The following is a 12,588-nucleotide window of genomic DNA, read 5'->3' on the forward strand; positions in this document are numbered from 1 at the left end:
CACCGCTATCGCAGGCAAGCCAGCTCCCACATTGGATCGTAGTGAATTTGAGTTAACCTGACTTCCCTTGCCTCTGCCGAGCGTTCCATGTCCGACTTGCTCGACCGTTACCCGCTCACCGCGGGCACCTATCACGAACTGCTGGACGCCAGCGGCGCGGTGCGTGCCCATTGGCGGCGCTTGTTCGATCACCTGCAACGCAGCACGCCCGCACAACTGGCCCAGCGCCAGGCGTTGTTGACGCGCCAGATCCAGGAAAACGGCGTGACCTACAACGTCTACGCCGACCCCAAGGGCGCCGACCGCCCCTGGGAGCTGGACTTATTGCCCCATGTGCTGGCCGCTGACGAATGGCAGCAACTGTCGGCCGGCATCGCCCAGCGTGCGCGCCTGCTCAATGCGGTGCTGGCCGACCTGTATGGCCCGCAGCGCTTGATCAAGGAAGGCTTGCTGCCCGCCGAACTGGTGTTCGGGCATAACAATTTTCTATGGCCGTGCCAGGGTATCCAGCCGCCCGACGGTGCGTTCCTGCATCTGTACGCGGTCGACCTGGCGCGCACGCCGGATGGCCGCTGGTGGGTCACCGCCGACCGTACCCAAGCCCCATCGGGCGCCGGCTACGCCCTGGAAAACCGCACCATCGTGTCCCGCGCCTTCCCGGACCTGTACCGGGATATGCAGGTGCAGCACCTCACCGGTTTCTTTCGCACGCTCCAGGAAACCCTGGCGCGTCAGGCCCCTGGCGATGACCAGCCGCCACTGATCGTGTTGCTCACGCCGGGGCGTTTCAACGAAAGCTATTTCGAACACCTGTACCTGGCGCGTCAGCTCGGCTACCCCCTGGTAGAGGGCGGCGACCTCACCGTGCGTGACAGCACTGTGTTCCTGAAAACCCTCAGCGGCCTGCGCCGGGTGCACGCGATCATGCGTCGCCTTGATGATGATTTCTGCGACCCGCTGGAGCTGCGCACCGACTCCGCGCTCGGCGTGCCGGGCCTGCTCGACGCCGTGCGTCAAGGCAACGTGCTGGTGGCCAATGCCTTGGGCAGTGGTGTGCTGGAGTCCCCGGGGCTGCTGGGCTTTTTACCCAGGATCAATGAGTTTTTGTTCGGTGAAGCCTTGATCCTGCCGTCGATTGCCACCTGGTGGTGCGGTGAAGCGCCGGTGCTTGCCGAAGCCTTGGAAAAACTCCCGGAACTGCTGATCAAGCCGGCATTTCCCTCACAAAGTTTCGCTCCGGTGTTTGGTCGCGACCTTGACGACGAACAGCGCCAGGCCCTGGCCGAACGCATGCGTGCGCGGCCCTATGCCTATGTCGCCCAAGAGCTGGCGCAACTGTCTCAGGCACCGGTATGGCACACCGTGGATGACCACTTGCAACACCGTGCCATCGGCATGCGTGTCTACGCCGTGGCCAGTGAAGACGGTTATCGGGTACTGCCTGGCGGCTTGACTCGCGTGGCGGCCGACGCCGATGCCGAGGTGGTGTCGATGCAGCGCGGCGGGGCGAGCAAGGACACCTGGGTGCTCGGTGAGCGCGCGCCGGGTGGCGAGCAGTGGCGCGCCCAACGCACCATTGGCGCCTATGACCTGGTGCGCCGCGATCCCTATTTGCCCTCGCGCGTGGTGGAAAACCTGTTCTGGTTCGGTCGTTACTGCGAGCGCTGCGACGACAGTGCGCGCTGGCTGCGTATCGTACTGGCGCGGTATGTCGATGGCGACGATCCGCTGGCGTTGCAGGCCGCCGTCGAACTCGGCGAAAGCCTGCGCCTGTTGCCGGAGGAGGGCGAGCTGCCGGAGCGCCTGCTCGCCGCCTTGCTGGGTGATGACTGGCCTTCAAGCCTGCGCGCCAATTTGCAGCGCTTGCAGTGGGCGGCGTCCCAGGTGCGCGGCAAGTTGTCCCGGGGAAACTGGCAGGCCCTGGTGGAGCTGCAACGCGAAGCCATGGAACTGGAAAGCGACACTGCAGACTTTGGCGAGCTGCTCGACTTTCTCAACCGCCTGGTGATGTCCCTGGCGGCACTGTCCGGGTTTGCCCTGGACGACATGACCCGCGATGAAGGCTGGCGCTTCTTGATGATGGGCCGGCGTATCGAGCGTCTGCAGTTTCTGAGCAGCAGCCTTGCGGCGTTCCTGCGTGGCGTGGCCGTGTTCGATCAGGCCGGGCTGGAATGGTTGCTGGAGCTGGGCAACAGCAGCATCACCTACCGCTCGCGCTACCTGGCGGTGCCGCAGTTGATCCCGGTGCTCGACTTGCTGCTGCTCGACGAGCAGAACCCCCATGCGGTGCTGTTCCAGCTCAAGTTGGTGAGCCGCACCCTGCGCCGTCTCAATGATGATTTTGGCGTGCCCCGTGAAACCGGGCTGGCGCCGTTGGTCGAGCGCCTGGCGCGTTTTGACCTGGGCTGCCTGGAGGACGGCCTGTTTGGCGAAACCAGCGTGCGTGCCGCGCTGGACGGCCTGGCCGACTTGCTGCAAGCGGTGGCCGATGAAAGCGGGCAGGTGTCGGATCGCCTGGCGCTGCGCCATTTTGCCCACGTGGATGATGTCAGCCAGCAAACGGTGTCGGTGTAATGAGCGCGCGCTATCAGATTTTCCACGATACCCATTACCACTATGACAGCCCGGTGTCCCTGGCCCAGCAACTGGCGCACCTGTGGCCAAGGCCGTGCGCCTGGCAGAAGTGCACCTGGCAGCAGTTGGATATCAGCCCGGAACCCACCTCGCGCCGCGACGAACTGGACGTATTCGGCAACCCGATCACTCGCCTGGCGTTCGAACGGCCCCATGATGAATTGCTAGTGAACGCCGGACTCACTGTAGAAGTGCTTTCGCGACCCGCTCTGGACTTCCAGCGGTCGCCGCCCTGGGACCACACCCGCGACAGCCTGACCTACAGCAGCCAGGCCTTGAGCGCCGAGCTGATCGAAGCCTGCCGCTATCGCTTCGAGTCGCCCTATGTCCATCTGAAGAAAACCTTCGTCGAGTTCTCCGAAAGCTGCTTCCCGCCCGGCGAGCCTTTACTGCTGGGCACGCAGGCATTGATGGAGAAGATCTTCAGCGAATTTACCTTCGATGCCGAAGCCACCCAGGTCGCCACGCCGCTGGTTGAAGTGCTGGAGCGCCGTCGTGGCGTGTGCCAGGACTTCGCTCACCTGATGCTTGCCTGCCTGCGTTCCCGTGGCCTGGCGGCGCGCTATATCAGCGGCTACCTGCTCACCCAGCCACCGCCCGGCCAGCCACGGCTGATTGGCGCGGATGCTTCCCATGCGTGGGTTTCGGTGTTTTGCCCGGTATCAGGCTGGGTGGATTTTGACCCGACCAACAATGTGCAGCCGGCGCTGGAGCACATCACCCTGGCCTGGGGCCGGGACTTTTCTGATGTGTCGCCATTGCGGGGGGTGATTCTGGGGGGAGGCAGCCACGACCCGGAGGTGCGGGTGACGGTGATGCCGCTGGAATGAAAAACGATCATTCCCACGCTCTGCGTGGGAATGCCTGCTGTGACGCTCTGCGTCACCCTTGCGCTGGCTTCAAGCCTGGTGCGGGACGCGGAGCGTCCGGGGCTGCATTCCCACGCGGAGCGTGGGAACGATCATTCAGCTGGGTCTTTCGGGGTTTCGGTCTCGTCAGTTGCCGCTTCACCTTCGGCATCCGGGTTCAGCGCGCCGGCTTCTTCCTCTGCAGCGGCTTTCTTGCGTTGCAGCTTTTCCTCTTTCTTCTGTTCCTTGGCCAAGTCTCTCTGACGTTTGGCGAAGGAGTAATTAGGTTTGGCCATGGGCGATCCTCTAGGGTCGAAGGTGAGGGTGGGCGGCGCGCAGCTGCCTCGGGTCGTCATGGTAGCAGCTTCAGGGGGCCCTTTGCTTTCACTTACCGCAGGCGTAGGCAGCCAGAAGGCCGTTGAACAGGTGATTGAGGTGCATGGCATGAACTCCCGTGAGTGATGGGCCGATCATAATCAGGGTGCGGCAGTTTGGCTGGTTGATTGTGTTGATGAAGCTGATAGCCTAAAGTTGTATACAATCTGTTGATTCAGATCATAAGAACTCAAGCCTGATTGAGGCACCCTTACCGCAATCCGCGTTTTTAAAACCCTGCCTTGGAGATTCACATGTTTGCCAAACTCGTTGCTGTTTCCCTGCTGACTCTGGCGAGCGGCCAGTTGCTTGCTGCAGAGTGCAAGGTCACTGTCGACTCCACCGACCAAATGTCGTTCAACACCAAAGCGATTGAAATCGACAAGAGCTGCAAGCAGTTCACCGTTGAGCTGACTCACTCGGGTAACCTGCCCAAGAACGTGATGGGCCATAACTGGGTGCTGACTACCGAAGCCAATATGCAACCGGTGGCAACCGACGGCATGGCTGCGGGGATCGACAAGGATTACCTGAAAGCCGGTGATGAGCGCATCATCGCCCACACCAAGATCATCGGTGCCGGCGAGAAAGACTCGGTGACCTTCGACGTCTCCAAGCTGAAGGCCGATGAGAAATACAGCTTCTTCTGCTCGTTCCCAGGCCACATCTCGATGATGAAAGGTGCTGTGGTTCTGAAGTAAGACCGCGTTATCGTTCATCGCAGGCAAGCCAGCTCCCACATTCGACCGCATTCCCATGTTGGAATCCGGTCAAGTGTGGGAGCTGGCTTGCCTGCGATGGCGATGTGACAATCAATGCAAAACGATCAGGTTCACCTCAAGGCGCAAACGGCATCACCCGCTTGTGCTCAGTCTTGCGATAGGTCTCGCAGATAATCCTGAACGCCTCCTCACGCACCGGCTCACCCTGCAGGAACGCATCAATCTCGGCATAGGTCACGCCATGTGACGCCTCGTCCGGCTTGCCCGGCGAAAGGTCTTCCAGGTCGGCGGTCGGTACCTTCTCCACCAGCGATTCCGGCGCGCCAAAGTGACGGGCAATGGCCCGCACCTGATGCTTCACCAGCCCGCTCAACGGTGCCAGATCGCACGCGCCATCACCGAACTTGGTGTAGAAGCCCATCACCGCTTCCGCCGCATGGTCGGTGCCGATCACCAGCCCACCGGCCGCGCCGGCGATGGTGTACTGCGCCACCATACGCATGCGCGCCTTGGTGTTGCCCAGCACGAAGTCACGGGACGCCGCGGCCTTGCCTTCAAAGGCGGCCACTTCATTGGCCAGGGCTTTAACCGCCGGGCCGATGTTCACGGTGTGACGTTCATCCGGCTCGATAAAGTCCACCGAGGCCTGGGCGTCGTGCTCGTCGAACTGGGTTTCGTAGGGCAGGCGCACGGCGATAAAGCGGTACGCCTCATCGCCGGTGCTGGCGCGCAGTTCCTGCACCGCACGTTGGGCCAAGAGGCCTGCGGTCAGGGAGTCGACACCACCACTGATGCCGAGCACCAGGGTCTTGAGCCCGGAATTGCGCAGGCAGTCCTGGATAAAGGCCACGCGCCGGGCAACCTCGGCTTCGAGTGCGGCCGGGTCCTTGAACGGGGCTTGCACCTTGAGCTGTTGTGCAATCTCACGCTGTACGGCTTGCATGATTCACTCCTTGCTGGATAGGGCAGGTACTTTGAAAACGTGACGCAAATAGGCGACAAAATTCGGGTCGGTGCAATGGGTCTTGCCCGCTTCATCGGAAATCTTCGCGACGGGCTGGCCATTGCAGGCGGTCATTTTAAGCACGATGCTCATCGGTTCCACCCCTGGAATATCACAGGTCAGGTTGGTGCCGATGCCAAAGCTCACATTAATGCGACCGCGCAACGCCCGGAATATTTCCAAGGCTTTGGGCAATGTCAGACTGTCGGAGAACACCAGGGTCTTGCTCATCGGTTCGATGCCCAGCTTGTGGTAGTGAGCGATGGCTTTTTCTGCCCACTGGATCGGATCACCGGAGTCATGGCGCAGGCCGTCGAACAGCTTGGCGAAGTACAAGTCGAAGTCGCCCAGAAACGCGTCGGTGGTGATGCAATCGGTGAGGGCGATACCCAATAGGCCACGGTACTCGCGCACCCAGCAATCAAGGGCGGCGATCTGGCTGTCGATCAAGCGTGGGCCGAGTTGCTGGTGGGCCATGATCCACTCGTGGGCCATGGTGCCCAGCGGCTTCATATCGAATTCGCGCGCCAGGTGCACGTTGCTGGTGCCGACAAAACGGCCAGGGAAATCGTGCTTGAGCACGCTGACCACTTCCTCTTGCACCCGGTAGGAAAAGCGCCGGCGCGTGCCGAAGTCCGCCACTTGCAGCTCCGACAGCTCATCGCTGCTGGCGTTGGCGGTCAACCAGTCGAACTTGCGATACAGCTGCTCGCGGGCCTGTTCAAGGATCACGGTCTGGTAGCGGTAGCGGTTACGCACCTCGCTGACGATGGCCAGCATTGGCACTTCAAACAGGATCACATGCAGCCACGGCCCGCGCAGGCGGATAAACAACTCGCCGTTCTCGATGCCGGTTTGCACATACCGCAGGTTGAAGCGAAACAGCCCGAGGAAACGCAGAAAATCCGGCTTCATAAAGCTGATGCGTTCCAGGAACCCCAGTTGATCGGGGCTCAGGCTCAGCTCGGCGAGGCGCTCGATCTGGTAACGAATCTCCGCCAGGTAAGGGCGCAGGTCTTCGCTGTTACGGCAACGAAACTCCCATTCAACTTCCACGTTCGGGTAGTTGTGCAGCACCGCCTGCATCATGGTCAGCTTGTAGAAGTCGGTGTCGAGCAGGTTCTGCACGATGCGATCGGCAAACACACTCTCGCTCATAACGGGAATCTCCAGACGGGTCGGCGATGGAGGCCGGCCTTTACGCACAATTGAGGAAGGGGGTTAGTGGCGCATAGACTTGTGGGGTTTTGCCAGTGATTTTTTCAGTAAGGCCACTGGCGCCATCGCAGGCAAGCCAGCTCCCACATTTGGAGTGCATTCCAAACGGTGGAAGCTGGCTTGCCTGCGATGGCGATTCTCCAGGCGCTAAAGCACCTGCTCCATCATCCACTTCACAAACTCGCGCACCTTGGGCACCTCCGCCGAATGCTCGGGATACGCCAGGTAGTAAGCATCCTGGCTCGGCATCGCATGTTGCCAGGGGATCACCAACTTGCCCTCGGCCAATTCCTCCTCCACCAGAAAGCGCGGCAATAACGCCACGCCGCATCCCACCTGCGCCGCACGGATACACATATAAAACGTGTCGAACCGCGGGCCATGGTAGCTGTGCTCGGTATGGAAGCCCTGGCTGGCGAACCAGTCATGCCAGCCCTGGGGCCGCGAGGCGTTTTGCAGTAGCACCAGGTCGCTCAGTTGCGTGGGGTCGGTGAAAGGCTGGGCGGGCAGGCTGTCGGGCGAACACACCGGTACCAGCTCTTCACTGAACAGTTTCAGGCTCTCGGTGCCGGGACGTGCGCCCTGGCCGAAATAGAACGCCATGTCGGCCTTGCCTTGCAGTAACTCGTCCGGGTCCTGTTCGTTGCACAGGTCCAGGTGGATCTGCGGGTGGCGCAAACGCCAGCCTTTGAGGCGCGGCACCAGCCAGCGTGCTCCGAAGGTGTAGGGCGTGGACACGCGCAGCACTTCGGTTTCGCCCCCGTAGGAGCGCAGGTAGTGGGTGGACATTTCCACCTGGGTGAGGATCTTGCGCACTTCCACCAGGTACAGGTCGCCCGCCGGGGTCATCTGCAAGCGGCGGCGCACGCGGCGAAACAGCAGGTGTTGCAACAGTTCTTCCAGCTGCGCTACTTGTTTGCTCACCGCGCTTTGGGTGAGGTTCAGTTCCTCGGCGGCGCGGGTGAAGCTCAGGTGGCGGGTGGCCGCTTCGAAACACTGCAGGGCGGTGATCGAGGGCAAATGTCTTTTGTTCAGCACGGCATGCCTCTTTTTATTCTTTGCATGAATAAAGGGAATGATATCTCGCCTAATCGTCGTTTGTTGGCAAGTCTTGGGCCAGCTACAAATAGGGCCAGGATCGCCGTGCGTATTGCGGCGCGAATTTTTGTCTGCAGATTGAAGGAGTGACCCATGGTTGCCGCATTGCTTGATCGTCTCGGGGTAAACCCGGCGCTGTACCAGGCTGGAAAACAACCCGTGCATTCACCGATTGATGGCAGCCGTATCGGCAGTGTGCACTGGGAAGGCGCCGCCGAGGTGGAGCAACAGGTCAGTCGCGCCGAGCATGCATTCGAAGCCTGGCGCAAGGTGCCGGCGCCGCGGCGTGGCGAGCTGGTGCGCCAGTTCGGCGACGTATTGCGCGAGTACAAGGCCGACCTGGGCGAACTCGTTTCCTGGGAAGCGGGCAAGATCACCCAGGAAGGCTTGGGTGAAGTGCAGGAAATGATCGACATCTGCGACTTCGCCGTCGGCCTGTCGCGCCAGTTGTACGGCTTGACCATCGCCTCCGAGCGCCCCGGCCACCATATGCGTGAAACCTGGCACCCGCTGGGCGTGGTCGGCGTGATCAGCGCCTTCAACTTCCCGGTGGCTGTGTGGGCGTGGAACACTGCGCTGGCCTTGGTGTGCGGCAACGCAGTGATCTGGAAACCGTCGGAAAAGACCCCGCTCACTGCACTGGCCTGCCAGGCCTTGTTCGAGCGCGTACTGAAAAAATTCGACGGTGCCCCCGAGTACCTCAGCCAAGTGATCATCGGCGGCCGTGACGCCGGCGCTGCGCTGGTGGATGACCCGCGCGTCGCCCTGATCAGCGCCACCGGCAGCACGCGTATGGGCCGTGAAGTGGCACCCAAAGTCGCCGCACGTTTCGCCCGCAGCATCCTTGAACTGGGCGGCAACAACGCGATGATTCTCGGCCCAAGCGCCGACTTGGACATGGCCGTGCGCGCCATCCTCTTCAGCGCGGTGGGCACCGCCGGCCAACGCTGCACCACCCTGCGCCGGCTGATCGCCCATGAGTCGGTCAAGGAAGAAATCGTCACCCGCCTCAAGGCCGCCTATTCCAAAGTGCGCATCGGCCACCCACTGGAAGGCAACCTGATCGGCCCGCTGATCGACAAGCACAGTTTCGACAACATGCAGGACGCCCTTGAGCAAGCCTTGAGCGAAGGCGGCAAGGTGTTCGGCGGCAAGCGCCAACTGCAAGACACATTCCCCAACGCCTACTACGTATCGCCGGCCATCGTGGAAATGCCCGAGCAAAGCGACGTGGTGTGCAGCGAAACCTTCGCGCCGATTCTTTACGTGGTCGGCTACACCGACTTCGCCGAAGCACTGCGCCTGAACAATGCCGTGCCACAAGGTTTGTCGTCCTGCATCTTCACTACCGACGTGCGTGAAGCCGAGCAGTTCATGTCGGCGGTGGGCAGCGACTGCGGCATTGCCAACGTCAACATCGGCCCGAGCGGCGCGGAGATCGGTGGCGCGTTCGGGGGTGAAAAAGAAACCGGCGGCGGGCGTGAGTCGGGCTCGGATGCGTGGCGCGGGTATATGCGCCGGCAAACCAATACTGTGAACTACTCGCTGGAACTGCCGTTGGCACAAGGCATCACGTTCGACTGACCAGACTGATCGTTCCCACGCTCTGCGTGGGAACGCATTCTGTGACGCTCCGCGTCACGACAATGCGGACGCGGAGCGTCCAAGGCTACATTCCCACGCAGAGCGTGGGAACGAGCGGTGGTGAATTCATCCCGGAGTCTGGCAATGGCACTGCGCGAAACATGTTTATGGGAACACCTCACCCCAGGCCGTCCCGACCGAGCCGCGCTCAAGGGCGCGGTCAAGGTGGATGTGTGCGTGATCGGCGCCGGCATCACCGGTTTGTCGGCGGCCATTCATTTGCTGGAACAAGGTAAAAGCGTCGTCGTACTGGAGGCCCATCGCACCGGTCACGGCGGCTCGGGGCGCAACGTAGGGCTGGTCAACGCCGGCCTGTGGATTCCACCGGACGAGATCGAGGCCGGTTTCGGCACAGCGGTGGGCAGCCAGCTCAACCGCATGTTGGGTGCGGCGCCGTCCCTGGTGTTCAGCCTGATCGACAAGTACAACATCGACTGCCAATTGCGCCGTGAAGGCACCTTGCACATGGCGCACAACGCCCGTGGCGAGGCGGACTTGCGCAGCCGTGAGCAGCAGTGGAAGCGCCGTGGCGCACCGGTTGAGTTACTCACCGGCCAGGCCTGCGAGCACGCCACCGGTACCCGGAAAATCGCCGCCGCGTTGCTGGATCGGCGCGCCGGCACCTTGAACCCCATGGGCTACACCACTGGGTTGGCAAATGCCGCCGCAGCGTTGGGCGGGCAGTTGTTTGACCATTCTCCGGTCACCCAGCTTGAACGCCAAGGCGCCGATTGGTCGGTGCAGACCGCCGAGGGCGCGGTGCAGGCCGCGCAGGTGGTGATCGCCTCCAACGCCTACACCGAAGGCGAATGGACTGAACTGCGGCGTAACTTCTTCCCCGGCTATTACTACCAGGTGGCGTCGGCGCCGCTGACCGATGACGCGGCCAAACAGATCCTCCCCGGCGGCCAGGGTTCGTGGGACACGCGCCAGGTCCTGAGCAGTATTCGCCGCGATGCCGACGGGCGCCTGTTGCTGGGCAGCCTGGGTAACGGCAACCAGAAGCCGGCGTGGTTCCTCAAGGCATGGGCCGATCGGGTGCAGCAACACTACTTCCCGTACCTCAAACCGGTGCAATGGGAATTCACCTGGACCGGCTGCATCGCGTTCACCCCCGACCACTTGATGCGCCTGTTCGAACCGGCCCCCGGCCTGGTGGCGGTTACCGGTTATAACGGGCGCGGGGTGACCACCGGCAGCGTAGTGGGCAAGGCGTTTGCCGACTACCTGTGTCACCAGGACCCCCAAGCCTTACCGATCCCTTTTGCCCCTATGCAACCTCTGGCCGCTGTGGGCCTGCGCAGTTGCCTGTATGAAGCCGGCTTCTCGCTCTATCACGCCGGGCAATGCCTGAGGATCGTGATCTGATCAGCGAAATACCCCTCAGAAGCCTGCGTTTTCTTAGCAGGCTACCCATCTGTATTGGTGCAAGTCGTAGCAATCACGCACTGTAAATGTGCAGTTCCGTTACGCACGTTGTTACAGCTGTAGGAACTGTCGTTTATGCCTGTGGTTGCAGGTGCGACCTACCAGGGTTGTACTTTTTTGCAGTGCTGGTTGCACCCGTAGACGCTAGACGGTTGCACGTCCTGGCAAAAGGCGTCGAAACGCCTGTAATAACAATGACACCGTGTCTTTTTGAAGAATAAAAAAGTAATGGCACGCGGCTTGCTCTGAGCTTTCAGTGAAAAGTTTGAATGCAAGTTGTCGTGCCAAAAATCAAAAATATCGGAGCACCACTCATGTCCCAGACGTTTTACAAGAAAGGTTTTCTGGCCCTCGCCGTTGCTGCGGCGCTGGGTGTTTCTACGTTTGTTCAAGCTGATGTGAAAATTGGTGTGGCGGGCCCGATGACGGGTGCCAACGCCGCTTTCGGTGAGCAGTACATGAAGGGTGCCCAGGCGGCAGCCGACGTTATCAACAAGGCCGGCGGCATCAACGGCGAGCAGATCAAGCTGGTGGCGGGCGATGACGCCTGCGAACCCAAGCAGGCCGTGGCCGTGGCCAACCGCCTGGCCGACCAGGACAAAGTGATCGGTGTGGTCGGGCACTTCTGCTCATCCAACACCATCCCGGCGTCTGAGGTTTACGACGAAGCGGGCATCATCGCCATCACCCCAGGCTCCACCAACCCACAAGTGACCGAACGCGGCCTGGGCGCCATGTTCCGTATGTGCGGGCGTGACGACCAGCAAGGCATCGTGGCCGGCGACTACATTGTCGACGTGCTCAAGGGCAAGAAAGTCGCGGTGATCAACGACAAAGACACCTACGGCAAAGGCCTGGCCGACGCCACCGCTGCGCAGTTGACCAAGCGCGGCGTCAAGCCGGTGCTGGAAGAGGGCCTGACCCGGGGCGAGAAAGACTTCAGCGCCCTGGTTACCAAGATCCGTTCCCTGGGCGCCGACGTCGTGTACTTCGGCGGCTTGCATCCGGAAGCCGGCCCACTGGTGCGCCAGATCCGCGAAGCGGGCCTCAAAGACGTCAAGTTCATGTCCGATGACGGCGTGGTCACCGACGAACTGGTAGCCACCGCCGGCGGCGCGCAGTACGTTGATGGTGTGTACATGACCTTCGGCGCCGACCCGCGCCTGCTGCCAGACAGCAAGACGGTCGTGGAAGAGTTCCGCAAGAACGGTACCGAGCCTGAAGGCTACACCCTGTACGCTTACGCCTCGATCCAGGCCCTGGCCGCCGGCTTCAACGGTGCCAAGTCCAACAAGGGCGAAGACGCTGCCAAGTGGCTCAAGGCCAACCCGGTTAAAACCGTCATGGGCGAAAAAGCCTGGGATGCCAAGGGCGACCTGAAAGTCTCTGACTACGTGGTTTACCAGTGGGACAAAGACGGCAAATACCATCAGTTGGAAAAGCAGAAGTAAGTACAAGCACCACGGACTCAATGTGGGAGTGGGCTTGCTCGCGAAAGCAGAGTGTCAGTCGCCGAATGTGTTTATGACCCACCGCATTCGCGAGCAAGCCCGCTCCCACATAAGGGCTGTGTTTTGACCCCGATCTGTCTTTTCCTCCAGAAGCGCCGCACACCCAC

At 61.4% G+C, this 12,588-nt stretch carries 10 protein-coding genes; 6 read left to right on the plus strand and 4 right to left on the minus strand.

Annotation, left to right across the window (positions count from 1 at the left end; genetic code table 11):
- The first annotated feature begins 87 nt into the window (after positions 1–87).
- Both BT199_RS15285 and BT199_RS15290 read left to right on the plus strand, forming a co-directional pair.
- The gene (locus BT199_RS15285) at positions 88–2,574 is read left to right on the plus strand and encodes a circularly permuted type 2 ATP-grasp protein (protein WP_072434877.1); all 2,487 of its coding nucleotides are present in this window, start codon (positions 88–90) and stop codon (positions 2,572–2,574) included.
- Entirely contained in the window at positions 2,574–3,464 is an 891-nt protein-coding gene (locus BT199_RS15290) for a transglutaminase family protein (RefSeq protein ID WP_019818297.1), read from the plus strand. The genes BT199_RS15285 and BT199_RS15290 overlap by 1 nt, the downstream gene beginning before the upstream one ends.
- A gap of 131 nt (positions 3,465–3,595) precedes the next feature.
- Here the strand turns inward: BT199_RS15290 and BT199_RS15295 are convergent, their stop codons facing one another.
- Positions 3,596–3,778, minus strand: coding sequence for a hypothetical protein (locus BT199_RS15295; protein ID WP_014716683.1), 183 nt, complete (start codon positions 3,776–3,778; stop codon positions 3,596–3,598).
- A 333-nt stretch (positions 3,779–4,111) separates the two neighbouring features.
- Here BT199_RS15295 and azu point away from each other — a divergent pair, with 333 nt between their 5' ends.
- Positions 4,112–4,558 carry an azurin gene (gene azu / locus BT199_RS15300; RefSeq protein WP_014716684.1) on the plus strand — a complete coding sequence of 149 codons (447 nt, stop codon included), beginning with the start codon at positions 4,112–4,114 and terminating at the stop codon, positions 4,556–4,558.
- Positions 4,559–4,694: 136 nt separating this feature from the next.
- Here azu and nadE read toward each other — a convergent pair whose 3' ends face one another.
- The 3 genes from nadE to BT199_RS15315 form a co-directional block, all read right to left on the minus strand.
- Entirely contained in the window at positions 4,695–5,522 is an 828-nt protein-coding gene (gene nadE / locus BT199_RS15305; RefSeq protein WP_072434879.1) for an ammonia-dependent NAD(+) synthetase, read from the minus strand.
- 3 nt (positions 5,523–5,525) lie between these two features.
- Positions 5,526–6,740 (minus strand): nicotinate phosphoribosyltransferase, encoded by a 1,215-nt coding sequence (pncB, locus tag BT199_RS15310; protein WP_003188094.1) that lies wholly within the window; start codon positions 6,738–6,740, stop codon positions 5,526–5,528.
- Between the two features lie 207 nt (positions 6,741–6,947).
- Positions 6,948–7,838, minus strand: a complete 891-nt coding sequence (locus BT199_RS15315) for a LysR family transcriptional regulator (protein ID WP_014716686.1) — start codon at positions 7,836–7,838, stop codon at positions 6,948–6,950.
- A 153-nt stretch (positions 7,839–7,991) separates the two neighbouring features.
- Between BT199_RS15315 and BT199_RS15320 the strand changes: the two genes are divergently transcribed.
- The 3 genes from BT199_RS15320 (at position 7,992) to BT199_RS15330 (ending at position 12,421) form a co-directional block, all read left to right on the plus strand.
- On the plus strand, positions 7,992–9,482 hold the full coding sequence (locus tag BT199_RS15320; protein WP_003188096.1) for an L-piperidine-6-carboxylate dehydrogenase: 1,491 nt from the start codon (positions 7,992–7,994) through the stop codon (positions 9,480–9,482).
- 144 nt (positions 9,483–9,626) lie between these two features.
- Entirely contained in the window at positions 9,627–10,910 is a 1,284-nt protein-coding gene (locus BT199_RS15325) for an L-pipecolate oxidase (RefSeq protein ID WP_038448662.1), read from the plus strand.
- A gap of 374 nt (positions 10,911–11,284) precedes the next feature.
- Positions 11,285–12,421: a branched-chain amino acid ABC transporter substrate-binding protein gene (locus BT199_RS15330; protein WP_005784282.1), complete on the plus strand. Its 1,137-nt coding sequence runs from the start codon at positions 11,285–11,287 to the stop codon at positions 12,419–12,421.
- The last annotated feature ends 167 nt before the right edge of the window (positions 12,422–12,588 follow it).

Origin of the sequence: Pseudomonas sp. NFR02, assembly GCF_900119375.1 — a bacterium.
In the GTDB taxonomy this organism is placed as follows: Bacteria; Pseudomonadota; Gammaproteobacteria; order Pseudomonadales; family Pseudomonadaceae; genus Aquipseudomonas; species Aquipseudomonas paracarnis.

Bases quoted from the DNA above. Each gene is read 5' to 3' on its own strand.
- BT199_RS15285 (WP_072434877.1), top strand. From the start codon at position 88: ATGTCCGACTTGCTCGACCGTTACCCGCTCACCGCGGGCACCTATCAC.
- BT199_RS15290 (WP_019818297.1), top strand. From the start codon at position 2,574: ATGAGCGCGCGCTATCAGATTTTCCACGATACCCATTACCACTATGAC.
- BT199_RS15295 (WP_014716683.1), bottom strand. From the start codon at position 3,778: ATGGCCAAACCTAATTACTCCTTCGCCAAACGTCAGAGAGACTTGGCC.
- azu (WP_014716684.1), top strand. From the start codon at position 4,112: ATGTTTGCCAAACTCGTTGCTGTTTCCCTGCTGACTCTGGCGAGCGGC.
- nadE (WP_072434879.1), bottom strand. From the start codon at position 5,522: ATGCAAGCCGTACAGCGTGAGATTGCACAACAGCTCAAGGTGCAAGCC.
- pncB (WP_003188094.1), bottom strand. From the start codon at position 6,740: ATGAGCGAGAGTGTGTTTGCCGATCGCATCGTGCAGAACCTGCTCGAC.
- BT199_RS15320 (WP_003188096.1), top strand. From the start codon at position 7,992: ATGGTTGCCGCATTGCTTGATCGTCTCGGGGTAAACCCGGCGCTGTAC.
- BT199_RS15325 (WP_038448662.1), top strand. From the start codon at position 9,627: ATGGCACTGCGCGAAACATGTTTATGGGAACACCTCACCCCAGGCCGT.
- BT199_RS15330 (WP_005784282.1), top strand. From the start codon at position 11,285: ATGTCCCAGACGTTTTACAAGAAAGGTTTTCTGGCCCTCGCCGTTGCT.